Genomic DNA, 24,502 nt, shown 5'->3' on the forward strand with positions numbered 1-24,502 from the left:
GAGGCAAGCCGCCGCCTGAATCACAAAACGCCCCGACCGCGAACCTAAACCTCCTCACGCTGAAGCGATTGCCCTGGTGATCGGGCCGGCGGCCGTTGCCCGGAAGGGGCGGTGCCGCTACCTACCCCTGCCGCGCGCCCCGTCGTGCACATCTCCGCCGCCCGCGCACCCCGTGTTTCCCGAGGACCCCGTACATGGAGCTGCTCAGGCTCGCCGCCCTCGACGCCGAGGACCTGACCGTGATCTCCGCGCATCTCCAGGACGCGATCCTGCGGCCGGAGGACCTGACCTATCTCGCGGACGAGCAGCGGTTCCTGATGGTGGCGCGGCGCTTCGACTGGACGCCCGACGCCCCGCCCCGGCGGCGGCTGGCCGGGCTGCACATCGAGCGCGTGCTCGCGGTGAAGACGCGGGGGCTCCGGCGCGACGACGGGGTGCCCATGAGCCTGCTCGCCCTGACCTTCACGCCGACGGACGCGCCCTCGGGCCTCATCGATCTCGTCTTCTCCGGGGGCGCGGGCGTGCGCCTCGAGGTCGAGTGCATCGAGGTCCGGATGAAGGATCTCGGCCCGGTCTGGGAGGCGGCCACGCGGCCCGGCCACGACATCGACCGGCCGGACGCGGCCCCCGGCACGGCGGCCTGAGAGGGAACGGAGACGCACAATGGTCCGGCTCGACAGCAGCGATCCGACTTTCGCCGCCGATTTCGCGCGGCTGCTCACGGTCAAGCGCGAGATCGCCGAGGACGTGGATGAGGCCGTGCGCGGCATCATCGGTGACGTCGTCGCCCGGGGCGACGACGCCGTGGTGGACTATACGCGCCGCTTCGACCGGCTCGGCGCGGACTTCTCCGCCGGAAGCCTTCAAATCACCGAGGCGGAGATCGCCGCGGCGGTCGCGGCCTGCCCGCCCGAGGCGCTGGAGGCCCTGCGCCTCGCCGCCCAGCGGATCGAGGATTTCCACCGCGCCCAGCGGCCGACGGATCACCGGGCCACCGACGCGCTCGGCGTCACCGCCGGCTGGCGCTGGACGGCGCTGGAATCGGTCGGCCTCTACGTCCCGGGCGGGACGGCGAGCTACCCCTCCTCGGTGCTGATGAACGCGCTGCCGGCCCGGGTCGCCGGGGTGCCGCGCGTCGTCATGGTGGTGCCCACGCCGGACGGTCAGATGAACCCGCTGGTGCTCGCCGCCGCGCAGCTCTCCGGCGTCCACGAGGTCTACCGGGTCGGCGGCGCCCAGGCGGTGGCGGCGCTCGCCTACGGCACCGCCACCATCGCGCCGGTCGCCAAGATCGTCGGCCCCGGCAATGCCTGGGTGGCGGCGGCCAAGCGCCGGGTGTTCGGACAGGTCGGCATCGACATGATCGCCGGCCCCTCCGAGGTGCTGATCCTGGCCGACGGCCACGCCAACCCGGACTGGATCGCCGCCGACCTCCTGGCCCAGGCCGAGCACGACGTCGCCGCCCAGGCGATCCTGATCACCGACAGCGCCGAACTCGCCGGAGCGGTCGAGAAGGCCGTCGAGCGCGCGCTGACCACCCTGCCCCGCCAGGAGATCGCCCGGGCCAGCTGGCGCGATTACGGCGCCATCATCCGGGTGCGCGATTTCGAAGACGCGGTCCCCCTCGTCGACCGGCTCGCCCCCGAGCATCTGGAGATCGAGACGGAAGGCGCAGAAGCACTGGCCGCCAAGGTCCGCAATGCGGGGGCGATCTTCCTCGGCTCGCACACGCCCGAGGCGATCGGCGATTACGTCGGCGGCCCCAACCATGTTCTGCCCACTGCCCGCTCGGCCCGGTTCTCCTCCGGGCTCGGGGTGCTGGATTTCATGAAGCGGACCACGATTCTCGCCTGCACCCCGGAGAGCTTGCGGGCGCTCGGCCCGGCGGCGATAAACCTCGGCCGGTCGGAGGGCCTGGAGGGGCATGCCCGCTCCGTCGCGATCCGGCTGAACCTGTGAGGGAGTGGGGATGGCGGAGAAGCAGCGCGGGCCGAACCGCCTCGCGAAGGTGAGTCTCGACGAGGCCTCCATCGCCCGCGGCAATCCGGATCAGGAGCATGAGCGGGCGATCGCGCTGTTCGATATCCTGGAGGACAATTCCTTCACCATCCCCGGCCGCGAGGGCCCCTACGCGCTGACGCTCGGCCTCGTGGAGAACAAGCTCTCGTTCGCGATCAGCACCGTGGACGGCGAGCCGGTGATGACGCACCTCCTGTCGCTGACGCCGTTCCGGCGGGTGATCCGCGACTACGAGATGATCTGCGAGAGCTACTACAACGCGATCCGCACCGCCTCGCCCTCGCAGATCGAGGCGATCGACATGGGCCGGCGCGGCCTGCACAACGAGGCGTCGGAGACCTTGAAGCAGCGCCTCGAGGGCAAGGTCGATCTCGACCACGACACGGCGCGCCGCCTCTTCACCCTGATCTTCGCCCTGCACTGGAAGGGCTAGGGCGCCTTCCGCGCCGACCGGCGATGACGGAGCCCCTCCCCGAGACCAATCCCGCGAGCCCTCCCGAGACCTCTCCGAAGAAGCGGCGGGTGCAGTCCGTCCTGTTCATGTGCAACTACAACGCCGTGCGCTCGGCGGCCGCGGAGGCGATCGCGCGCGCCTATTTCGGCAAATCCACCTATGTGCAGTCGGCCGGGGTGCGCTCGGGCGAGCCCACCGATCCCTTCATGATCGCGGCGCTCGACGAGATCGGGATCGACGCGAGTCGGCACCGCCCGCGCACCATCGAGGAATTGGAGGATTGGGAGGGGCTGAACTTCGACCTGATCATCACCCTGTCGCCGGAGGCCCATCACCGGGCCCTCGATCTGACCCACACCCTCGCGGCGGATGTCGAGTACTGGCCGACCCCCGACCCGACGCTGGTGCAGGAAGCCTCCCGCGAGCAGCGCCTCGATGCCTATCGGGATGTCCGCGACGGGCTCACGCAGCGGATCAAGGCCCGGCTGAAGAGCTAAAGCTGCGTGGGCCGCCGTTCCACGGCTGCGATCGTACCGGTGCCCCGGCGCCGCGCATGCGCCGGGCGGCGCCAGTATCTCTTGTCAAGAAAGTACGATTGCGCATTATCGCCGCACATCAGCGCGAGTCGAGGCCACGTATCCGTCATGATGATTCTGCGTTGTCTCACCGCAGCGTGCATCACGTACGCAGCCCTCAGCGGACCATCCCTTGCGCAGTGGAGCCCCTTCGGAGAGGTCCTCGACGTGACAGTGACGAACAACTGTTCGATGACCGTGGGAGAAATTGCCCTGGTCGTATCGGATGGCATATTTTATTGTCCATCACGCGCCAAGCTTGCGGACGATCAAATTTCTGATGCGAGTCATTTCTACCTTGTTCAGGCCTACGGGCAATTGGCGATCCATAAGCGATCCATGAAGCTGGCCGATTGCTGGGCGGCCCACCAACTGGCCGCGACGCCGAATGGCCGACACTACGTGCGGCAGTGGATCCGGCACTGGCAGGCGTACGGCACTTGGAAGGCGGGTTACGGTTCGCCCGAGCAGCGGATTGCCAACGTTCGGAGCTGTTGCGCCTGCGGGGTGTGAGCGCGCGGTGCGTTTTCCGCCTGCCTGAGAGCGCCCTGCAGGACCCGCGCGCTCCCAGCCGGATGACCTACCGATTCGGCTGGGAGCGCGCGTCAAAAGTCGGGCTTGGAGCCGCCTCCGGCCGCAACACGATCGGAAGTGGCCCTGCGCGGAATTTCCCGTCGTCTCAACCGGGATTGCTGATCAGCCAAGCGCGGATGCGGCCGGCCAGCAGCGGCTTGGCACGGGCGATGTCTTCGCCGTCGAGGAGCGGAGAGGCCATCAGTGCGGCGAGATAGGCCTCCTCGGGAGCGCGGCAGGCCTGAAAGGCGGCGTCCGCGGCCAGATCCCGCGCCGTCAGCGCGGCCTGGACCTTGAAGTTGCGGGTGAGGCAATCGCGCCAGATCGCGTGACGCGTCGCGGCCCCGGCATCCGCCCGCGCCGGGCAGGCGATCGCGATGAGCACCACGGCCGTCAGGAGCGGCACCGGCGATACGAAGCGGGCTTGCGGCATCGATCAGGCACTCCGTCCCGGGACAGAGTGGCGGCGACGAGGTTAGCGCACCGTTAACGCCATCCTTGTCTCACAGCAGAACTTTCGAAGGCCTGTCGTCGGCATTGGTGCGCCGCCGCTTGCTCCCCGACAGCCTCCGCGGTCAGCGGTTCGCGGTGGTGACGGGGGATGTGACGCCGCCGAGGGAGACCCAGGCGACCGCGTCCTGGCTCTCGCGCTTGATGAACACGTAGCCGGTCTTGTGCCAGGGCAGGATTGCGTTGGTCTTGTTGTCGAGCACGAGGTCGCCCCGGTCGGTGATCAGGCTCAGCACGGCGTGGCCCTCGCCCTTCTCGTCGATCACGACCGTCATGCGCATGGCCCGGCGCGGCAGGCCGGCCTCGGCCAGCAGGTGGCGCTTGAGCAGCTGGAAATCCTCGCAATCGCCGATGCCATCCTCGGCCAGATCCCAGCGGTCGGCCACGTGCAGGTGCTCCTGATCGGTCATCGGCTCGATCGCCTTGTTGACCCGGCGGTTGACCGACACGATCGTGGCCCAGGTGGCGGGCGTGAGGCTGATGCGGGCCGGCTCGGTGCGATCGACCGCGCACTCGGCCGCGTAGCTCTGGCAGAACGTCACCCACGCCGCGATCGGCTTCGCATCGCCGAGGGTCGTGGCGCCGGCCTCCGTGGGCAGGCTGGCGAGCGTCTGCGCCTCGGCCGTGGCGGCGAGACCGAGCAGCGCCGCCGCTCCCGCCAGCGCCCCCCGAACCGTCCTGAGAAACCCCGCGCCCATCGAACCCGTCCCCGTTGTCGAGGCCAGGATTGCGCCGCAGAGCCTCCGCGGCGCTGAAGGCGATGCGCGCAATTTTATCGATTCGCCGCCGAGCCCCCGGTCAAGCGCGACAGCGTCGACGGGTGGCTTGGGAAGCTCGGCAAATCCGCAGCTTCGCCTTCGGAAACCGGCAACCTTAAGGGTTCGTTCAAGGGCCCAGGAGCTTCACGAAGGCGGCACCGGCTCCAAAGAACGCCGCGCCCGCCGCCATGCCGGCCAGGGCGACCTGCCATAGGGCCAGGGCGCGGTCCCGTTCCAGCTTCGCCGCCTCGGCCATGAGCTTCTTCTGCTCGGCCACGAACTTCTGCGACTCTTCCATCGCGCGCAGGACCCGTGTGACCTGCTCCGCAAAATCGAGCGACTTGTGAGCGGCCGCCTCCGCCATCGACCGTGATCCCCAAAGGATTCGACCGCCGTAATGTCAGCGCTCGGCAGCATGACGGCAAGGGCAGAGTTCCTCACCCCGCCGTCTGATCGAGCTTGCGTTCCACCTCGCCCTTCAGCTCCGGGAAGTCGGCCTGCGTGTAGGCCCGGCCCCGGTGCGGATCCTCGGTGACGCCCTCGTGCTCCAGGCGGCGCAGCTGCACCCGGCGGATCTTGCCCGAGATCGTTTTGGGAAGCTCGGTGACGAATTCGAGCCCGCGCAGGCGCTTGAAGGTCGCGAGCCGGGCGTTGGTGAAGCGGAAGATGTCGAGGGCGGTCTCGGGTCCGGCGGAGGCGCCGGCCACCAGCGACACGTAGGCCTTCGGGATCGTGTGGCGCATCGGGTCCGGCACCGGCACCACAGCGGCTTCCGCCACCGCCGGGTGCTCGATCAGCACGCTTTCCAGCTCGAACGGGCTGATCCGGTAGCCGGAGGATTTGAACACGTCGTCGGCCCGGCCCACGAAGGTGTAGCAGCCCTGATCGTCCACGAACGCCACGTCGCCGGTGTGGTAGAGGTCACCCTCCGCCCCCGACAGGCGGCCCTGGCCGTCATCATAGCCCTGCATCAGGCCGGCGGGGCGATGCGCGCCGAGTTCCAGGCAGACCTCGCCCTCGGAGGCCGGCTGGCCGTCGGCGTCGAGCACGCGCACCCGGTAGCCCGGCATGGGCCGGCCGAGTGCCCCGGGGACGACCGGCTGGCCGGGCGTGTTGGCCATGAGCGCCGTGGTCTCGGTCTGGCCGTAGCCGTCGCGGATCGTGAGGCCCCAGGCGCTCTTCACCCGCTCAATCACCTCCGGATTTAGGGGCTCGCCCGCCGCGCAGACCTCGCGCAGGGCGAGGTTCCGGCCGGTCAGATCCTCCTGGATGATCATGCGCCAGACGGTCGGCGGCGCGCAGAGCGTGGTGGCGCCGGTGCGCTCCAGCTGCGTCAGCAGGGCGGCGGCGTTGAACGGCGCCTGGTTGATCACCAGGATGGTCGCCCCGGCATTCCAGGGCGCGAAGAACGACGACCATGCGTGCTTCGCCCAGCCCGGAGACGAGACGTTGCAGTGGATGTCCCCCGGCTGGAGCCCGAGCCAGTACATGGTCGAGAGCGCGCCCACCGGATACGAGCGGTGGCTGTGGCGTACGAGCTTCGGCTTCGCGGTGGTGCCGGAGGTGAAGTACAGGAGCAGCGGGTCGTCGGCGCCGGTGGGTGCGTCGGGCGCGAAGGTCTCGGACGCCCCGAACGCGTCGTCGTAGGCCGCCCATTCCCCCGTCGCAGCCCCGGTGACGAGGCGGATGGCGCCGCCCGTGTCGAGGCCGGCGAAGCGTGCGATCTGCTCCGGCCCGGCCACGATCGCCCGGGGGCGCCCGCGGGCGAGGCGGTCGGCGAGTTCATCGGCGGTGAGCAGCGTGGTCGCCGGGATGACCACGGCGCCGAGCTTCATCGCCGCCAGCATGGTCTCCCACAGGGCCGGGACGTTGCCGAGGAGCAGGAGCAGGTGGTCACCGCGCTTCAGACCAAGCTGCCGCAGATGGTTGGCGACCTGATTGGAGCGCCGGGCGAGGTCGCCGAAGGACAAGCTCTGCTCGGCGCCGCTGGCGGCCTCGACGATCCGCAAAGCCGCGCGGCCGCGGCTCTCCGGGCCGGCCAGCACGGCGTCGAACCAGTCGAGCGCCCAGTTGAACGGCACCGGCTCGGGCCACGCGAAGGCCGAGACGGCGGCGGCGTAATCGGTGCGATGGGCCAGCAGCAGATCGCGGGCCTCCCGGAAGCTCGGCATGGTCGTTCCCCCTGGTTGTCGTTACCCCTCCTGTCCCGGCTTCTTCAGGCCGGGATCAGGTCTTCGCCGGCCTCGCCGCGCCCGAGGCGCTGGACCATGGCGGCGTGGAAGTCACGGATCTCCCCGGCAATGGCCCCGACGCTGCGGCCGCTGCGGGCGAAATCATCGGCGTTCAGCGCGATCAGGCCGGCCGTGTAGCCGGCTTCATTGTGTTCGAACGGGTCGGCATAGAGCCACGTCCACCAGTCCCGCGCCGGGATCAGGCTCGCGCCCGGCTTGACCCGCAAGGCTGCCAGGAAGCGGAACTGACGCGCCAGCTCCTTCCGCCAGACCGCCCGCGTCTCCGGTGCCACGTCGAAGGCCAGCAGCTTCACGAGGTGCTCGTTGATGGTCTCCTCGCGGCCCCGCGCCTTCTGGGCGACGATCGCGCGGGGGAAGGCCATCTCGAACCGGTGTTCCGAATCGTGGTCCAGGACATCCATGGCCTTCTGCCCGTTCAGGTGTTCTCGAACCGGGGCGGCCGCTTCTCCACGAAGGCGGCCATGCCCTCCTTCTGATCCTTGGTGGCGAACATGGCATGGAAAACCCGCCGCTCGAAGCGGATGCCCTCGGCGAGCGTGGTCTCGTAGGAGCGGTTGACCGCCTCCTTGGTCATCATGGCGATCGGCAGCGACATCGACGCGATGGTCTCGGCCGCCTTCATGGCCTCGTCGAGGAGCTGGTCGGCGGCGATCACGCGGGACACGAGGCCGGAGCGCTCGGCCTCGGGGGCGTCCATCATCCGGCCGGTCAGGCACATCTCCATCGCCTTAGCCTTGCCGACGAAGCGGGTCAGCCGCTGGCTGCCGCCGATCCCCGGCATCACGCCGAGCTTGATCTCGGGCTGGCCGAACTGCGCCGTGTCGGCCGCCAGGATGATGTCGCACATCATGGCGAGCTCGCAGCCGCCACCCAGCGCGTAGCCTGCCACCGCCGCGATGATCGGCTTGCGCACCGCCGTGAACCGCTCCCAGTCGCCGAACCTGTCGCCCGCATACATCTCGGCGTAGGTGGCGTGCTGCATCTCCTTGATGTCGGCGCCGGCCGCGAAGGCCTTGGCCGAGCCGGTGAGGACGATGCAGCCGATCTCCGGATCGGCATCCGCCTCGGTCGCTGCCCGGATCACCTCCAGGGTGAGCTGGAGGTTGATGGCGTTGAGCGCCTTCGGCCGGTTGAGCGTGATCAGCCGGACGCGGCCGCGCGTCTCGGTCAGGATCGTCTCGTAGGTCTCGCTCACGACTCGCCTCCCTGCCCACGGAGCATACGGATGATCGCGGAAAAGTCCTCCCCCCCGTGGCCGGCGCCCGCGAACAGGCCGTAGATCTGCGCGGCCTCGGCGCCCAGCGGCGTCGCGGCGCCGGAGGCGAGCGCGGCGGCCTGGGCGAGCCGGAGATCCTTGAGCATCAGCGCGGCGGCGAAGCCCGGTTTGTAGCCGTTATTGGCCGGCGAGGTCGGCACCGGCCCCGGCACCGGGCAGTAGGTGGTCAGCGACCAGCACTGGCCCGAGGAGACCGAGGCGACGTCGTAGAGCGCCTGATGCGACAGGCCGAGCTTCTCGCCCAGCGCGAAGGCCTCGCAGACGCCGATCATCGAGATGCCGAGGATCATATTGTTGCAGATCTTGGCCGCCTGACCGGCCCCGGCATCGCCGCAATGGAACACGTTCTTGCCCATGGCCTTCAGCAGGGGCTCGGCCTTGGCGAAGGCAGCCTCTGCGCCTCCGGCCATGAAGGTCAGCGTCCCGGCCTTGGCGCCGCCGGTCCCGCCCGAGACCGGCGCGTCCACCGACAGGCAGCCCCGGCCCTCCGCCAGGGCGTGAGCCTTGCGGGCGCTCTCGACGTCCACCGTGGAGGAATCGATCAGCAGGGTGCCGGCGGGCAGCGCGTCGGCGAGTTGCGTCCAGACCTCGATCACGTGCCGCCCGGCGGGCAGCATGGTGATGACGACATCCGCGCCCTCGGCGGCCTCCAGAGCCGAGCCCGCAACCGCGATGCCCTCGGCGCGGGCACTCTCCAACGAGGCCGGCACGAGATCGAACCCACGCACGGTGTGGCCCGCCTTCACGAGGTTGGCCGCCATGGGGCCGCCCATGTTGCCGAGACCGATGAACCCGATGGTCTGCGTCATCCAACCCTCCCTTGATTGTTGTTGCTCGCGCCTCCCACCCGCGCCCTCATCCTGAGGGCAGACCAGCTCCCCCATGCGCTCTCCCTTCCCCCTCTGCGGGGGAGGGTGGCCCCTGCGTCAGCAGGGGTCGGGAGAGGGGAACCCGGGTTCAGAAATGGGCGCAGCAGATTTGAAGGCCGCAGCCTTCTTTTGCACCGTCGCTCCCCCCTTGCGGGACTTCGTCCCGACCCGACCCCCTTCGGGGGCCACCCTCCCCCGCGGAGGGGGGAGGGAACGCGCGGATGGGAGAAGGCGATGCGTCATCACACCGGCCCTGTGCGTGCGCCCGAAAAAACCGGATCCGCGCGCCACTCGAGCCAGCGGGCGATCCGCGCCGGATCGACAGCGTCCAGACTCGCGGGATTCCAGCGCGGGTTCTTGTCCTTGTCGATCACCGCGGCGCGGATCCCCTCGCGCAGGTCGCCTTCGGCGAGGATGGCCAGGGAGGCGTGGAACTCGCGCTCCAGGCAGGATTCCAGGTTCGGCGCGCCCCGGCCGAGGCGCAGCAGGCAGAGGGTCAGGACGAGACTGGTCGGCGCCTTGGTCAGCAGGGTTTTGCGCGTCTTCGCCGCGAACGCCGAGCCGCCGGCGGCGAGGGCCGACAGGATCTCGTCCACCATGTCGAAGGCGAAGCACCGGTCGATCACCTCCCGATGCGCGGCCAACGGCGCCGGGCCGGGATCCTGCGCGAGTCGCGCGATCACGTCCCGCACGCCCGCATCCCCGGCCTCCGGCGGGAGCGCAGCGAGGGCGTCGATCAGGTCGGGCAGCGCCGCGGAGGGCACAAGCGCGTCGGCAAAGTTGCAAAAGATCGCGTCTGCGGCGCCCATCGGCTCGCCGGTGAGGCCGAGATAGGTGCCGATTTCGCCCGGCGCCCGCGGCAGCAGCCACGTGCCGCCGACATCCGGAAAGTAGCCGATCCCGGTCTCCGGCATGGCGATGCGGGAGCGCTCGGTGGCGATCCGGTGGGCCGCGTGGCCGGCGAGCCCGACGCCGCCGCCCATGGTGATGCCGTCCATCACCGCCACGAACGGCTTCTCGTACTGGGCGATGCGCGCATCCAGCCGGTACTCGTCCCGCCAGAATTTTTTCGCCGCCACCAGATCGGTGCTGTCGTACAGGGTGCGCAGGTCGCCGCCGGCGCAGAGGCCGCGCTCGCCCTCGCCGGTGAGCAGCACCGCGGCGATGCCGGGATCGGCGGAGAACTGGTCCAGGGCCCGATCGATCAGCCCGACCATGCCGTGGGTCAGGGCGTTCAGCGCCTTCGGCCGGTTGAGCCGCAGGCGCCCGAGGGCGCCGACCCGCTCGACGATCACATCGGTCACCGGCGCCCCCCGGTCAGCCCGCGGGCGATGATCACCCGCATGATCTCGTTCGTACCTTCGAGGATCTGATGCACGCGCAGGTCCCGCACGATTTTTTCCACGCCGTACTCGGCGAGGTAGCCGTAGCCGCCGTGGAGCTGGAGCGCTTGGTTCGCCACCTCGAAGGCCGCGTCGGTGACGTGGCGCTTGGCCATGGCGCAGAGCTGCGTGGCGGCCGGGTCCTTGGCGTCGAGGGCCGAGGCCGCGTGGCGCAGGAAGGTGCGCGACACCTCCAGGCTGGTCGCCATGTCGGCGAGGCGGAACTGGAGTGCCTGGAAGTCGGTGAGCTTCGCCCCGAAGGCGCGCCGGTCGGCCATATAGGCCAGCGCCTTGTCGTGGGCCGCCTGGGCGCCGCCGAGCGCGCAGGCCGCGATGTTGAGCCGGCCGCCGTCGAGCCCGCTCATGGCGATCTTGAAGCCCTGGCCCTCCGCGCCGAGGCGGTTGCCCACCGGCACCCGGCAGCCGTCGAAGCGCACCGCGCGGGTCGGCTGGGCGTTCCAGCCCATCTTGCGCTCATCGGCGCCGAAGGAGAGGCCGGGCGTGCCCTTCTCGACCACGAGTGCGGAAATACCCGCCGGGCCGGCCCCGCCGGTGCGGACCATGCAGACGTAGAGGTCGCTGGCGCCGGCGCCCGAGATGAACTGCTTCTCGCCGGTGAGCACGTAATGGTCGCCGTCCCGCTCGGCGCGGGTCCGGAGCGCCGCAGCGTCGGAGCCCGAGCCCGGCTCGGTGAGGCAGTAGCTGGCGATCCGCTCCATGCCCATGAGCGACGGAAGCCAGCGCTGGCGCTGGTCGGCGTCGCCGTAGGCGTCGATCATCCAGGCGCACATGTTGTGGATCGAGAGGAACGCCGCCACGGTCGGGCAGCCGGTGCTCAAAGCCTCGAAGATCAGGGTGGCGTCGAGGCGCGACAGGCCTGAGCCGCCGACATCCTCGCGGACATAGATCCCCGCCATCCCGAGGGCGGCCGCCGCCCGCAGGGTCTCCACGGGAAACGTCTTGTCGCGGTCCCAGTCGAGGGCGTGCGGGGCGATGTGCTCGGCCGCGAAGCCGAGGGCCATCTCGCGGATCGCGGTGCGGTCCTCATCGAGCCCGAAACGCATGGGCGTGGCTCCAGTAGATCAGACGGGCAGTGCTCCCTCCCCCCTCGGCGGGGGAGGGTGGCCCCTGCGTCAGCAGGGGTCGGGAGAGGGGACGCGGGTTCAGAAAAGGGCGGAGCAGGTTTGAAGGCCAGCGACCCATCCGGCACCGTCGCTCCCCTCTCCCGACCCCCTGCGGGGGCCACCCTCCCCCGCAAAGGGGGGAGGGAGATGCGGTGTCAGCGCATCGTCGGGATGGAGAACTCCGCCCCGCTCTTGATGCCGCTCGGCCAGCGCTGCGTCACGGTCTTGGTCTTGGTGTAGAAGCGGATCGAGTCCGGCCCGTGCTGGTTCAGGTCGCCGAAGCCCGAGCGCTTCCAGCCGCCGAAGGTGTGGTAGGCGATCGGGACCGGGATCGGCACGTTCACGCCGACCATGCCGACATTGACCCGGGCCGTGAAGTCGCGTGCCGCGTCGCCGTCCTGGGTGAAGATCGCGACGCCGTTGCCGTACTGGTGGGTCGAGGGCAGCGCCAAAGCCTCCTCGTAATCCTTGGCCCGCACCACCGAGAGCACGGGGCCGAAGATTTCCTCCTTGTAGATCGTCATGTCGGGGGTCACGCGGTCGAACAGCGAGCCGCCCATGTAGAAGCCGTTCTCGTAGCCCTGGAGCTTGAAGCCGCGTCCGTCGACGGCGAGCTCGGCACCCTCGGCCACGCCCTTGTCGATGTAGCTTTTTACGCGCTCCACCGCCTCGGCGGTGACCAGCGGCCCGTAATCGGCCGAGCCGTCATGCGATGGGCCGATCTTGAGCGATTCCACCCGCGGGACCAGCCGCTCCATCAGCCGGTCGGCGGTCTTCTCGCCGACCGGGACCGCCACCGAGATCGCCATGCAGCGCTCGCCGGCCGAGCCGTAGCCGGCGCCGATCAGCGCATCGACCGCCTGGCCCATATCGGCGTCCGGCATGATGATCATGTGGTTCTTGGCGCCGCCGAAGCACTGGGCGCGCTTCCCCGTCTCGGCGGCGCGCACGTAGATGTACTCGGCGATGTGCGAGGAGCCGACGAAGCCCACCGCCTTGATGTCCGCGTCGTCGAGGATGGCGTCCACGGCTTCCTTGTCGCCGTTGACGACGTTCAGGATCCCGGGCGGGAGGCCAGCTTCCAAAAAGATCTCGGCGATGCGGATCGGCACGCTCGGGTCGCGCTCGGACGGCTTCAGGATGAAGGCGTTGCCGCAGGCGATCGCCGGGGCGCATTTCCACAGCGGGATCATCGCCGGGAAGTTGAACGGCGTGATGCCGGCGACGACGCCCAGCGGCTGGCGCAGGGAATAGACGTCGATCCCCGGGCCGGCGCCCTCCGTGTACTCGCCCTTGAGCAGGTGCGGGATGCCGCAGGCGAACTCCACCACCTCGACGCCGCGCTGGATGTCGCCCTTGGCGTCCGGCACGGTCTTGCCGTGCTCGGAGGCCAGCAGCTCGGCCAGCGAATCGTTCTCGGCGCGGATGAGTTCGAGGAAGCGCATCATCACGCGGGCGCGCTTCTGCGGGTTGGTGGCCGCCCAGGCCGGCTGAGCCGCCTTGGCGTTCTTGACGGCGGCGCGCAGTTCCGCCTTGCTGGCGAGCGCCACCTTGGCCTGGACCTCGCCGGTCGAGGGGTGGAACACGTCGGCGAACCGCCCGCTCTCCCCGCCGACGTTCCGGCCGCCGATATAGTGCCCGATCGTGCGCATGTGCGCCTCCCTATGCGGTTTGATTTTGGCGCAGACTAACAGGATCGCTTGAACGATAAAGCCGGATGCGCTTACAGCCGCTGTGCATCGATGCACAGCGGGAGTGCGGCCATGGCCAGGATGGGGCCCGACTGGGACGATCTCCGCTTCTTCCTCGCGGTGGCGCGCACCGGCACCCTGAGCGCCGCTGCGACGCGCACCGGCACCGAGCACACGACGGTCGGCCGGCGGATCCGAACCCTGGAGGAAGGCCTCGGCGCCCGCCTGTTCCACCGCAGCAACCTCGGCTACGCCCTCACCGAGGCCGGGGCGAACCTGCTCGGCGTCGCCGAGGCGATGGAGAGCGCCTTCCTCTCGGCAAGCGCCGCCACGGGGGCCACCCAGACGGTCTCCGGCACGGTGCGGATCGGCGCGCCGGACGGGTTCGGCAGCGTCTTCCTGGCGCCCCGGATGCACCGGCTCACCGCCCGCCATCCGGGACTGGAGGTCGAGATCATGGCGACCGCCCGGATCTTCAGCCTGTCGAAGCGCGAGGCCGACATCGTCATCAGCCTGTCCGGCCCGCAGCAGGCCCGTGTGGTGGCGCGCCGGCTCACCGATTACCGGCTGTTCGTCTACGCGGCCGAGTCCTACTGCGCCGCCGCGGCGCCGATCGCCGACGCTGCGGACCTCTCCGCCCATCCGTTCGTCGGCTATATCGAGGACATGCTGTTCACGCGCGAGCTGAACTACCTGGGGGCTCTGGGACCTCCGCTCAGCGCCCGCCTGCGCTCGACCAATCTTTTGGCGCAGGTCCACGCGACGCGCGCCGGGGCGGGCCTGTGCGTCCTGCCGGCCTTCATCGCGGCGGCCCATCCCGGGCTGGTTCCGGTGCTGCCCGACCGGGTCTCGCTGACGCGCGCGTTCCACATGCACATCCACGAAGACCACCGGAAGGCGGCCCATATCCGCGCCGTGGCGAGCTTCATCGCCGCGGAGGTCGAGGCGGCCGGCGCGCTGTTCGCCGGGCCGGCACTGTCAGCGCCGACGGTTTCGCAGAATGGGGCGGTACCGTAAGATCGTGTGAACCCGGCCGATCGGAACAGGCGCCGGGTGGGAGGATCAAACCATGGTCGCCTCGATCGCCCTGCCCCGGCTGATGCGCGTCGGCGCCGGCGCCTCGCGGCTCCTGCCGGAGGTGCTCGGCCAGCTCGGCCTGTCGCGCCCCTTCGTGGTGACCGACCCCTATCTCGCCGGCAGCGGCCGGGTGGAGGCGCTCACCGAACGGCTCTCCGGCGCGGGCACGCGCGCGACCGTGTTCGCCGACACGGTGCCCGACCCGACCGTGGCCTCGGTGGAGGCGGCGCTCGCCGCGCTCAAGGCGGGCGATTTCGACTGCGTGGTCGGCTTCGGCGGCGGCAGCCCGATGGACACCGCCAAGGCGGTGGCGGTTCTGGCCCGCCATGGCGGCCACATGCGCGACTACAAGGCGCCCCGCCAGCAGGACGCGCCCGGCCTGCCGATCGTGGCGATCCCCACCACCGCGGGCACGGGCTCGGAGGCGACGCGCTTCACCATCGTCACCGACGAGGCCTCCGACGAGAAGATGCTCTGCATCGGGCTGGCCTACCTGCCGGTGGCGGCTCTGGTCGATTACGAGCTGACGCTCACCAAGCCCAAGCGGCTCACCGCCGATACCGGCATCGACGCGCTGACCCACGCCATCGAGGCCTACGTGTCGCGCAAGTCGAACCTGTTCTCGGACGGGCTGGCGCTCCAGGCGATGGGGCTGATCGCCCCGAACCTGCGCCGGGTCTGGACCGACCCCGGCGACCGGGCGGCCCGCGAGGCGATGATGCTCGGCGCGACCCAGGCCGGCATCGCGTTCTCGAACTCGTCGGTGGCGCTCGTCCACGGCATGAGCCGGCCGATCGGCGCCCACTTCCACGTGGCGCACGGGCTGTCGAACGCGATGCTGCTGCCGGCGGTCACGTCCTTCTCGGCGCCCGCCGCCATCGACCGCTACGCCGCCTGCGCCCGGGCCATCGGGGTCGCCAAGCCGGAGGCCGACGACCGGTCCGCCACCGCCGCCCTGGTGGCGGAGCTGGAAGCGCTCAACGACGACCTCGATGTGCCCGGCCCTAAGGAATACGGGATCGACCCGGCCCGCTGGGAGGCGCTCCTCCCCACCATGGCAGCGCAGGCGCTCGCCTCCGGGTCGCCGGCCAACAACCCGGTCGAGCCCAGCGCCGAGGAGATCGTGGCGCTGTATCGGCGCGTCTGGGCCGGGTGAGCATGTCGGAGTGGAGTCGCGCGGCTTCCCCTCCCCCCTCTGCGGGGGAGGGAGACTGCGGGGTGGCTCGGACCCAAATCGGGCCCAGGTCAAGCGCCGTCCAGTTCGATACCCCCCTACTTCGCCGCCGCGGTCAGCGGGCATCCGCTCTCGGCCGGCGCGGCGTAGGCCTCCTTGCCCGGGATGGTCGAGATCAGCCGGTAGAGATCCCACTCGCCCTTCGACTCGGCGGGCTTCTTCACCTCGAACAGGTACATGTCGTGCACCATGCGGCCGTTCGGCTGCACGACCCCGCCATGGGCGAACACGTCGTCCACCGGCAGCGCCTTCAGCTTGGCGTTGACCGCGTCGGTCTCGTCGGTGCCGGCCGCCTTCACGGCCTTCAGGTAGGTCAAGACCGCCGAGTAGGTGCCGGCCTGGATCATGTTGGGCATCCGGCCGGTGCGCTTCATGTAGCGCTGGCCGAAGGCGCGGGTCTCGTCGTTGGCGTCCCAGTACCAGCCCTCGGTGAGCGTCAGGCCCTGCGCCACCTTGAGGCCGAGCCCGTGCACCTCCGAGAGGGTGAAGAGCAGCGCCGCGAGCTTCTGGCCACCCTCGACGATGCCGTACTCGGCCGCCTGCTTGATCGTGTTCGAGGTGTCGAGCCCGGCATTGGCGAGCCCGATCACCTTGGCCTTCGAGCCCTGCGCCTGGAGCAGGAACGAGGAGAAATCCTGGTTCGACAGCGGGTGCCGGACGCTGCCCAGCACCTTGCCGCCGTTGGCGATCACCACCTTGCCGGTGTCGGCTTCCAGGGCCGAGCCGAAGGCGTAGTCGGCCGTCAGGAAGAACCACGTGTTGCCGCCCGCCCGGGTCAGCGCGCCGCCGGTGCCCACCGCCAGCGCCCGCGTGTCGTAGGCCCAGTGGTAGCCGTAGGGCGTGCAGGCCTTGCCGGTGAGGTCGCTCGACGCCGCACCGGTGGTGATGGTGATCTTCTTCTTCTCCTTGGACAGGCCCTGGACCGCCAGCGCCACCGAGGAGGTGGTCAGCTCCATGATCGCGTCGACGCCGTCGCGGTCGTACCATTGCCGGGCGATCGCGGAGGCGATGTCGGGCTTGTTCTGGTGGTCGGCGGTGAGGATCTCGATCGGAACAGCGCCGATCTTGCCGCCCATATCCTCCACCGCCATGCGGGCGGCTTCGACCGAGCCCTGGCCGCCGAACTCGGCGTAGAGGCCGGACTGGTCGTTGAGGATGCCGATGCGCACCGCGTTGCCGGAGAACGCCTGCGCACCGCCCTGGGCCGCGGCCACGCCGGTCATCGCCCCGAGGGCCGTCCCCGCCAGCGCCGCCAGCACCGCACCGCCGAACGTCCTGATCATGTCTCCTCCCGATGCACCCGGGCGCCCGCTTCTGAGGCGGTTCCGGATGCAAGATAGATCACGCAGCCGTGACAGGCCACGGCCGAGCTGAATCGGAAGCTGAAGGATCGCGCCGATTGTGACGGGCTGCCGGGAATGTCCGTTTCCGGACGCACGAGATGCGGGGGTTATTAAACCTTAACCATAATTACACGAATCCCCGCGCAGGTTCCGGTCATGGACGGCAATTCGGCCGTTTCCGGCGCGTGGCCATGCGATGAAACCAGCCCGTCTCGCCGTCCTCGGCATCGCCCTCGCGGCGGGCAGCGGGGCGGCCTTCCTGATGAGCGGCGGCGATCCGGCCCCGCCGCCGACGCCGATGAAGGCCGAGGCGCCGCCGGTGCCGATGACCGACGTGCTGGTGGCCGCCACCGACATGCCCATGGGTCAGGTGCTGCGCCCCGCGGATCTGCGCTGGCAGCCCTGGCCCGACAACGCCCTCAATTCCGGCTTCCTGACCCGAAAGGCGAACCCCAAGGCTCTGGAGGAGACCGCGGGCGCCTCGGCCCGCTCGGGCTTCCTGGCGGGCGAGCCGATCCGCGCGCAGAAGCTCGTGCGCCCGGAGAGCGGCTTCATGGCGGCGATCCTGCCGCCGGGCCAGCGCGCGGTCGCGATCACGACCGACAGCCGCGGCACCAATTCGGCCGGCGGCTTCATCCTGCCGAACGACCACGTCGACGTGATCCGCACCTTCCACAAGATCAGCCGGACGAACGGCGAGAACCGCGATGTCCAGATCTCGCAGACGATCCTGACCGACATCCGCGTCCTGGCGATCGGCCAGCTGATCCAGGAAAAGAACGGCACCAACGTCGTCACCGGCGAGACCGCGACGCTGGCGGTCACGCCCGCCCAGGCCGAAACCCTGACCCTGGCCGGGAAGGACGGCGCGCTGTCGCTGTCGCTGCGCAGCCTCGCCGATGCCGGCCAGCCCACCGAAATCACCTCCTCCGACACGCTCCAGGCGCAGACCGATCCCGCACTGACCGTCGTGCGCTTCGGAGTCGCGCGGCAGCAGACGCCGTGACCGCCATGACCGCTCAGCTGCCCCTCGCCCGCCCGATGCGCCGCCCGGCCTGCCTGCTCGCCCTCCTGGCGGTGCTGGCCAGCCCGGCCGCCGCGCAGGAGCGCTCGATCCACGGCCCGGCGCCGGTCCTGACGGTCGGCGCCGCCGAGGCCGCCTCGACGCGCCGCGTCGAGCTGACCGCCGGACGGTCCGTGATCGTGGACCTGCCGCGGGACGCCAAGGAGGTGTTCGTCGCCAACCCGGCGGTGGCCAATGCCGTGGTCCGCTCGACCCGCAAGGTCTTCGTGATCGGCATGGCCGACGGCGCGACCTCGATCTTCATCATGGACGCCGAGGGCCGCCAGATCGCCGCCCTCGACGTGACGGTGGCCCGCGACCTCAACCTCGGCACCTTACGCGAGCTGCTGAACCAGAGCATTCCGGGCGGCCGGTTCGACGTGCGCTCCTCCGGGGCCTCGGTGCTGCTGTCGGGCTCGGTCAATTCCTCGGCCGACGCCCAGCAGGCGATCGACATCGCCAACGCCTTCGTGGGGCTGGGGGGCGGGGGCGGCGCCTCCGGCGCGCCGAGCGGCGGCGTCGTGGCCGGCGCCCGGGGGGCGGTGATCAACAACCTCTCCATCCGCAACAAGGATCAGGTGATGCTGCGCGTCACCGTGGTGGAGGTGTCGCGCAACGTCCTGAAGCAGTTCGGCATCAACCTGAACGGCAACTGGTCGGCGCTGAACCCCCTCGGCAACGCGACGACCTCCCCCGCGCTGGTCAACAACCTGCCCTTCCCGATCACCGGCGGAACGACGCCCACCGGCAACCAGCTGCAGGCCTCCGTGCGGGCCGGCGGCTTCTCGCTTCAGGCAACCCTGAAGGCCTTCGAGCAGGCCGGGGTCTCGCGCGTCCTCGCGGAGCCGACGCTGACGGCGATCTCCGGCGAGGCCGCCAAGTTCCTGGCCGGCGGCGAGTTCCCGGTGCCGGCAGCCGCGTCGAACTGCGTCGGCAACCTCTGCTCTCCGCCCGGGATCACCTTCAAGCCCTACGGCGTCGCCCTGAGCTTCACGCCGGTGGTGCTGGCCGACAACCGCATCTCGATCCGCGTCGCGACCGACGTGACCGAGATCGATCCGACGACCAGCTTCAGCTACACGAACAGCGGCGTCACGACCGCCATCCCGGGCACGCGGGTCCGCCGCTCGGAGACCACGGTCGAATTGCCCTCCGGCGGCGTGATGATGACCGCCGGCCTGATCCAGCAGGTGAACAAGCAGGCGATCTCCGGCCTGCCCGGCCTGATCAACCTGCCGATCCTCGGCGCCCTGTTCCGCTCCCGGGACTACCAGCGCATGGAGACCGAGCTGATGATCATGTGCACCCCCTACATCGCCCGGGTGATGGAGCCGAAGCAGGTCAGCCGGCCCGACGACAACTTCGTCGATTCCACCGACGGCCAGGCGGTGCTGCTCGGCCAGATCAACCGCCTGTACGGCAAGGTCGCCCCCACCGCCGCGGCCCCGCTCGGGCAGACCTATCGCGGCCGCGTCGGCTTCATCGTCGAGTGAAAGCGATGACGCCGATCCAAGGTCGTAGCGCAGGATCGCAACCATGACCCATGGTCCACGACACAGCGATGCCGTGTTCGCCGGAGGAGGCGCGGGTCCCCGCTCCCGTGCGGGCGACGACCTTCGTACCTCCGGGTTCGCGCGCATCGTCGGTCACAAGACGATTCGGATCGATAGGGGCCGCACCATCCCTCCCCCCGCAGAGGGGAGAGGGAAAGATGCGGAGCCGGCCATACAGGCGCGGGGGCGCGTCGCGCCCGGAAGAATCGCCTCCCTGCTCGCCGCCTGTGCGCTCGGCGCCCTCGCGGCCGGCTGCAACAGCCAGCCGGTCGCCACGACCGGGGCGATCGAGGTCGCGGATTACCGGGTCCGGCACCCGATCGTCCTGACAGACGGCACCCGCAGCCTCGACGTGTTCCCGACGGGTGTCGGCCAACTCGATCCCCGCCAGACCGCCGATGTCGATGCCTTCATGCTGGAATTCCGCCGCTACGGGCGCGGGCTCCTGCTGATGGAGGTGCCCCGAGGCGGGCCGCCGGCCCAGGCCGCTTCCGCCGAACGGACCGCGACGGTCCTGACCCGACTGGCCGCACAGGACCGGATCAGCGCCCGCGAGGTCGCCGTCACCGCCTACGCCGTGGCGGCCCCGAGCCTGGCCGCCCCGATCCGGCTGAGCTTCCAGCGCATGCAGGCCAAGGTGTCCGATGCCTGCGGGCTCTGGCCCCAGGATACGGGCGCCAGCGGCTTCGCGTTCGATTACAGCAACCGGCCGATGTGGAATCTCGGCTGCGCCACGCAATCGACCGTGGCCGCGCAGGTCGCCGACCCCCTCGACCTCGTGCGCGGACGGCCCGAGGGCCGGATCGACACGGTCAAGCGGGTCCGGGACATCGGCCAGTTGCGCGAAGGCAAGGATCCATCAACCACATGGCATCAAGATGGGCAGACCGACGTGAAATCGCAGGTCGGCCAATAGGCTGGCCGGCACGCCCGCCTCATCTAACCCGACGCCGCATCCCGAACGCGAACCTGAAAGTGCCGTCATGGCAGACCTGTCCGAGACAGCCGAGCGCACGATCGCCCCGGTGCCCCGGATCACCATCCAGGCGTTCTGCGAGACCAGCGAGACCGCCGCGATGATCGAGGGCGCGGCCCTCGACCGGCGCATGCAGAAGGCGCAGGTCAAGGTCCGCATGGGCGGCGGCGCCGCCGCCATCGAGGCCTACCGGCACGCGCCGACCCCCAACGTCATCCTGATCGAGACGCAGGGGCCGCGCTCGAAGCCGCTCGAATGCCTCGACGCCCTGGCCGAGGTCTGCGACGAGGGCACCCGCGTCCTCGTGATCGGCCATCTCAACGACGTGATCCTCTACCGTCAGCTGATCCAGCGCGGGGTGTCCGACTACCTGATGGCGCCGGTGGATCCGCTGACCCTGATCGCGGCGATCTCCGACCTGTTCACGGCTCCCGGCGTCAAGCCGGTGGGCCGCACGGTGGCGGTCTACGGCGTGAAGGGCGGGATCGGCGCCTCCACGGTGGCGCACAATTTCGCGTGGTCGGTAGCCCGCAGCCAGGGCGTGCAGACGGTGATCGCCGATCTCGACATCGCCTTCGGCACCGCCTCGCTCAACTTCAACCAGGACCCGCCCCAGGGCATCGCCGAGGCGGTGTTCGCCCCCGAACGGCTGGATTCCGCCCTGGTCGAGCGGCTGCTGTCGAAATGCAGCGACACGCTGAGCCTGCTCTCGGCCCCCGCGAGCCTCGACCGCACGATCGACCTGTCCGAGCCCGCCTTCGACGCCCTGATCGAGTATCTGCGGGCCAGCGTGCCCTGCGTGGTCCTCGACGTGCCGCACCAGTGGAACGCGTGGACGAAGCGCGTCCTCACGGCGGCGGACGAGATCCTGATCGTCGCGGGTCCCGATCTCGCCAGCCTGCGCAACGCCAAGAACATCCTCGGCGCCCTCAAGCACGGGCGCCCGAACGATGCGCCGCCGCGGATCCTGCTCAACAGCGTCGGCGTGCCGAAGCGCCCCGAGATCGGCACGCCCGAATTCGCCAAGACCCTGGAGGCCCCGGTCGCGCTGACGATCCCATTCGAGCCGGCCCTGTTCGGTACGGCCGCCAATAACGGCCAGATGATCGCCGAGATCCAGGCCAGTTCCAAGGTGGCGGAGCTCTTCAACGACCTCGCCGCCCTGATGCTGGGCCGCGCGGAGACCCGGCGCAGCGGGCGCATCGGCCTGCTTGAGCCGCTGCTCGCCAAGTTCGCCGGCAACAAGTTCGCCGGCAGCAAGTTCGGCGGTGCCAAGCTCGTCGGTGGGAAGGCCTCGTGATGCGGTCCGACCGCGCCCCGGGAACGCTCCATGTTCGGTAGACGCTCGACCGGCGGCGCAGCCTCTGCCCCCTCGCCCGCTCCCCGATCGCCGGCCGCCCCGCCGGCGATCGCGCCGCAGCGCGAGACCGCGCCCGCGCCCCGGCGGCAGGAGCCGGCCGCCCCCGTGGTGGTCGAGACCGCGCGGTCCGAGGATTACTACCGCACCAAGAGCCTGATCTTCGGGGCGCTGATCGAGGCGATCGACCTCACGCAGCTCTCGCGCCTCGATGCCGAGACCGCCCGCGAGGAGATCCGCGACATCGTCACGGAGATCATCGGGCTCAAGAACATCGTCCTGTCGATCGCCGAGCAGGAGGAGTTGCTCGACGACATCTGCAACGACGTGCTCGGCTACGGCCCGCTGGAGCCGCTGCTCGCCCGCGACGACATCGCCGACATCATGGTCAACGGCGCCAACCGGACCTTCATCGAGGTCGGGGGCAAGATCCAGCTGACCAGCGTCCGGTTCCGCGACAACCAGCAGCTGATGAACATCTGCCAGCGGATCGTCAGCCAGGTGGGGCGGCGCGTCGACGACGCCTCGCCGATCTGCGACGCCCGCCTGCCGGACGGGTCCCGCGTCAACGTGATCGCGCCGCCGCTCGCCATCGACGGCCCGGCGCTCACCATCCGCAAGTTCAAGAAGGACAAGCTCACCCTGGAGCAGCTGGTGCGCTTCGGGGCGATCTCGCCCGAGGGCGCCGAGGTCCTGAAGATCATCGGTCAGTCGCGCTGCAACGTGGTGATCTCGGGCGGCACGGGCTCGGGCAAGACCACATTGCTCAACTGCCTCACCGCCTTCATCGAGCACGACGAGCGGGTCATCACCTGCGAGGACGCGGCGGAACTCCAGCTCCAGCAGCCGCACGTGGTCCGCCTGGAGACGCGGCCGCCCAACATGGAGGGCCAGGGTCAGGTCACCATGCGCGACCTCGTGAAGAACTGCCTGCGCATGCGGCCCGAGCGGATCATCGTCGGCGAGGTGCGCGGACCCGAGGCCTTCGACCTGCTCCAGGCGATGAATACCGGCCACGACGGCTCGATGGGCACCCTCCACGCCAACAGCCCGCGCGAATGCCTGTCGCGTATCGAATCGATGATCTCGATGGGCGGCTTCACCCTGCCCTCGAAGACGCTGCGCGAGATGATCTGCGGCTCGATCGACGTGGTGATCCAGGCGATGCGCCTGCGCGACGGCTCGCGGCGGATCACCCACATCACCGAGGTGCTCGGCATGGAGGGCGACGTCATCACCACCCAGGACATCTTCCTCTACGACATCGTCGGGGAGGACGCGAACGGCAAGCTGGTCGGGCGCCATCGCTCGACCGGCATCGGCCGGCCGAAATTCTGGGAGCGCGCCCGCTACTACGGCCTGGAGCGCCGGCTCGGCGAGGCGCTCGACGCCGCCGAGGTCGTCGATCGGAGCTGAGGCATGCCGAATCTCGCCGCCATCGGCACCTCGAACCTGCCGATCGTCGCGGGCCTCATCGGCATCGCGGTGGCGGCAATCGCCTACGTGGCTGTCCTGCCCCTGCTCGACGGGGAGCGGCGGGCGAACAAGCGCCTGAAGGCGATCGGCGTCTCCCCCACGGGGGCGGCGCTCCGGGGCGTGGCGGTCAACCGCCGCGAGCAGGTCGCCAAGACGCTGAGCGAGATCGAGGCGAAGGCCAAGGGCGCGGCCAAGGCCTCCGTGGAGCTGAAGCTCGCCCGCGCCGGCCTCGATTGGACCAAGCGGACCTTCTACATGATGTCGGCGGTCAGCGCTGGCCTCTTCGGGCTGCTGATCTTCGTGGTCACAGACAGCCCGATCGCCGGGATCGGCGCCGCCTTCGCGGGGGGCTTCGGTCTGCCGGCCTGGCTGCTGCGGCGCCTGCGGCTCAAGCGGATCGCCAAGTTCAACGCGGAGCTGCCCAACGCCGTCGACGTGGTGGTGCGCGGCATCCGCACCGGCATCCCGGTCGGGGATTGCTTCCGCATGGTCTCGCGCGAGGCCGAGGAGCCGGTCCGCAGCGAGTTCAGGATCGTCGTGGAGACCCAGGCGCTCGGCCTGTCGCTGGGCGACGCGGTCACGCGCCTGTTCGACCGGGTGCCGACGCCCGAGGTCAACTTCTTCGTGATCGTGATCAACATCCAGCAGCAATCGGGCGGCAACCTGTCGGAGGCGCTGAACAACCTCTCCACGGTGCTGCGCGACCGGGCCAAGATGCGCGGCAAGATCCAGGCGATGAGCATGGAGGCCAAGGCCTCGGCCTCGATCATCGCCTGCCTGCCCTTCGGGGTCGCGGGCATCACCTCCCTGACGAGCCCCGACTACATCTCGCTGCTCTGGACGACCGATATCGGCAAGATCGCGCTGGTGGGCGCGGCGATCTGGATGTCGATCGGGATTTTCACCATCAAGAAGATGATCGCCTTCGATTTCTGACGGC

At 70.0% G+C, this 24,502-nt stretch carries 24 protein-coding genes; 13 read left to right on the forward strand and 11 right to left on the reverse strand.

All coding sequences use genetic code 11. From position 1 onward, the window contains the following. Positions 1-194: 194 nt before the first annotated feature. The 5 genes from FVE89_RS07280 (at position 195) to FVE89_RS07300 (ending at position 3,561) form a co-directional block, all read left to right on the forward strand. The gene (locus tag FVE89_RS07280) at positions 195-644 is read left to right on the forward strand and encodes a DUF2948 family protein (protein ID WP_160533379.1); all 450 of its coding nucleotides are present in this window, start codon (positions 195-197) and stop codon (positions 642-644) included. 19 nt (positions 645-663) lie between these two features. After that, positions 664-1,959: a histidinol dehydrogenase gene (hisD, locus tag FVE89_RS07285; RefSeq protein WP_160533380.1), complete on the forward strand. Its 1,296-nt coding sequence runs from the start codon at positions 664-666 to the stop codon at positions 1,957-1,959. Between the two features lie 10 nt (positions 1,960-1,969). After that, positions 1,970-2,452, forward strand: a complete 483-nt coding sequence (locus FVE89_RS07290) for a UPF0262 family protein (protein ID WP_160533381.1) — start codon at positions 1,970-1,972, stop codon at positions 2,450-2,452. A 23-nt stretch (positions 2,453-2,475) separates the two neighbouring features. Further along, positions 2,476-2,970 (forward strand): low molecular weight phosphatase family protein, encoded by a 495-nt coding sequence (locus tag FVE89_RS07295; protein ID WP_160533382.1) that lies wholly within the window; start codon positions 2,476-2,478, stop codon positions 2,968-2,970. A 246-nt stretch (positions 2,971-3,216) separates the two neighbouring features. Continuing rightward, the gene (locus tag FVE89_RS07300) at positions 3,217-3,561 is read left to right on the forward strand and encodes a hypothetical protein (RefSeq protein WP_160533383.1); all 345 of its coding nucleotides are present in this window, start codon (positions 3,217-3,219) and stop codon (positions 3,559-3,561) included. Positions 3,562-3,727: 166 nt separating this feature from the next. Here the strand turns inward: FVE89_RS07300 and FVE89_RS07305 are convergent, their stop codons facing one another. The 10 genes from FVE89_RS07305 to FVE89_RS07350 form a co-directional block, all read right to left on the reverse strand. Continuing rightward, positions 3,728-4,054 carry a hypothetical protein gene (locus tag FVE89_RS07305; protein WP_160533384.1) on the reverse strand — a complete coding sequence of 109 codons (327 nt, stop codon included), beginning with the start codon at positions 4,052-4,054 and terminating at the stop codon, positions 3,728-3,730. A gap of 142 nt (positions 4,055-4,196) precedes the next feature. Further along, a complete protein-coding gene (locus FVE89_RS07310; protein WP_160533385.1) occupies positions 4,197-4,829 on the reverse strand; it encodes a transglutaminase-like cysteine peptidase in 633 nt (210 codons plus the stop codon). Positions 4,830-5,016: 187 nt separating this feature from the next. Then, complete coding sequence (locus FVE89_RS07315; protein WP_160533386.1) at positions 5,017-5,253, reverse strand: hypothetical protein; 237 nt, start codon at positions 5,251-5,253, stop codon at positions 5,017-5,019. Positions 5,254-5,326: 73 nt separating this feature from the next. Further along, positions 5,327-7,060 carry an AMP-binding protein gene (locus FVE89_RS07320; protein ID WP_160533387.1) on the reverse strand — a complete coding sequence of 578 codons (1,734 nt, stop codon included), beginning with the start codon at positions 7,058-7,060 and terminating at the stop codon, positions 5,327-5,329. 44 nt (positions 7,061-7,104) lie between these two features. After that, on the reverse strand, positions 7,105-7,542 hold the full coding sequence (locus tag FVE89_RS07325; RefSeq protein WP_160533388.1) for a hypothetical protein: 438 nt from the start codon (positions 7,540-7,542) through the stop codon (positions 7,105-7,107). Positions 7,543-7,556: 14 nt separating this feature from the next. After that, positions 7,557-8,336 (reverse strand): enoyl-CoA hydratase, encoded by a 780-nt coding sequence (locus tag FVE89_RS07330; RefSeq protein WP_160533389.1) that lies wholly within the window; start codon positions 8,334-8,336, stop codon positions 7,557-7,559. Further along, positions 8,333-9,226 carry a 3-hydroxyisobutyrate dehydrogenase gene (mmsB, locus tag FVE89_RS07335; RefSeq protein ID WP_160533390.1) on the reverse strand — a complete coding sequence of 298 codons (894 nt, stop codon included), beginning with the start codon at positions 9,224-9,226 and terminating at the stop codon, positions 8,333-8,335. Before mmsB ends, FVE89_RS07330 begins: the two co-directional genes overlap by 4 nt. 302 nt (positions 9,227-9,528) lie before the next feature. Beyond that, complete coding sequence (locus tag FVE89_RS07340) at positions 9,529-10,590, reverse strand: enoyl-CoA hydratase/isomerase family protein (protein WP_160533391.1); 1,062 nt, start codon at positions 10,588-10,590, stop codon at positions 9,529-9,531. Further along, positions 10,587-11,732: an isobutyryl-CoA dehydrogenase gene (locus tag FVE89_RS07345; protein WP_160533392.1), complete on the reverse strand. Its 1,146-nt coding sequence runs from the start codon at positions 11,730-11,732 to the stop codon at positions 10,587-10,589. The genes FVE89_RS07340 and FVE89_RS07345 overlap by 4 nt, the downstream gene beginning before the upstream one ends. Positions 11,733-11,947: 215 nt before the next feature. After that, on the reverse strand, positions 11,948-13,444 hold the full coding sequence (locus tag FVE89_RS07350) for a CoA-acylating methylmalonate-semialdehyde dehydrogenase (protein ID WP_160533393.1): 1,497 nt from the start codon (positions 13,442-13,444) through the stop codon (positions 11,948-11,950). 111 nt (positions 13,445-13,555) lie between these two features. On the opposite strand from FVE89_RS07350, the gene FVE89_RS07355 reads away from it, so the two are divergent. Together FVE89_RS07355 and FVE89_RS07360 are read left to right on the forward strand one after the other, a co-directional pair. Further along, positions 13,556-14,500, forward strand: coding sequence for a LysR family transcriptional regulator (locus tag FVE89_RS07355; protein WP_246730533.1), 945 nt, complete (start codon positions 13,556-13,558; stop codon positions 14,498-14,500). Positions 14,501-14,552: 52 nt separating this feature from the next. Continuing rightward, a complete protein-coding gene (locus tag FVE89_RS07360; RefSeq protein WP_160533395.1) occupies positions 14,553-15,716 on the forward strand; it encodes an iron-containing alcohol dehydrogenase in 1,164 nt (387 codons plus the stop codon). Between the two features lie 116 nt (positions 15,717-15,832). Here FVE89_RS07360 and FVE89_RS07365 read toward each other — a convergent pair whose 3' ends face one another. Next, entirely contained in the window at positions 15,833-17,017 is a 1,185-nt protein-coding gene (locus FVE89_RS07365; protein WP_246730536.1) for an ABC transporter substrate-binding protein, read from the reverse strand. Between the two features lie 316 nt (positions 17,018-17,333). Here FVE89_RS07365 and cpaB point away from each other — a divergent pair, with 316 nt between their 5' ends. The 6 genes from cpaB to FVE89_RS07395 all read left to right on the forward strand — a co-directional run bounded on the left by cpaB (position 17,334) and on the right by FVE89_RS07395 (position 24,498). Continuing rightward, positions 17,334-18,143 (forward strand): Flp pilus assembly protein CpaB, encoded by an 810-nt coding sequence (cpaB, locus tag FVE89_RS07370; RefSeq protein ID WP_160533397.1) that lies wholly within the window; start codon positions 17,334-17,336, stop codon positions 18,141-18,143. A 35-nt stretch (positions 18,144-18,178) separates the two neighbouring features. Continuing rightward, positions 18,179-19,693: a type II and III secretion system protein family protein gene (locus tag FVE89_RS07375; protein WP_246730537.1), complete on the forward strand. Its 1,515-nt coding sequence runs from the start codon at positions 18,179-18,181 to the stop codon at positions 19,691-19,693. A 43-nt stretch (positions 19,694-19,736) separates the two neighbouring features. Next, positions 19,737-20,669: a CpaD family pilus assembly protein gene (locus FVE89_RS07380; protein WP_160533398.1), complete on the forward strand. Its 933-nt coding sequence runs from the start codon at positions 19,737-19,739 to the stop codon at positions 20,667-20,669. A gap of 67 nt (positions 20,670-20,736) precedes the next feature. Beyond that, a complete protein-coding gene (locus tag FVE89_RS07385; protein WP_160533399.1) occupies positions 20,737-22,029 on the forward strand; it encodes an AAA family ATPase in 1,293 nt (430 codons plus the stop codon). Positions 22,030-22,059: 30 nt separating this feature from the next. Next, positions 22,060-23,502 (forward strand): CpaF family protein, encoded by a 1,443-nt coding sequence (locus FVE89_RS07390; protein WP_160533400.1) that lies wholly within the window; start codon positions 22,060-22,062, stop codon positions 23,500-23,502. Between the two features lie 3 nt (positions 23,503-23,505). Next, on the forward strand, positions 23,506-24,498 hold the full coding sequence (locus FVE89_RS07395) for a type II secretion system F family protein (protein WP_160533401.1): 993 nt from the start codon (positions 23,506-23,508) through the stop codon (positions 24,496-24,498). Positions 24,499-24,502: the final 4 nt, after the last annotated feature.

It is taken from the genome of Methylobacterium sp. 2A, from assembly GCF_009806555.1.
In the GTDB taxonomy this organism is placed as follows: domain Bacteria; phylum Pseudomonadota; class Alphaproteobacteria; order Rhizobiales; family Beijerinckiaceae; genus Methylobacterium.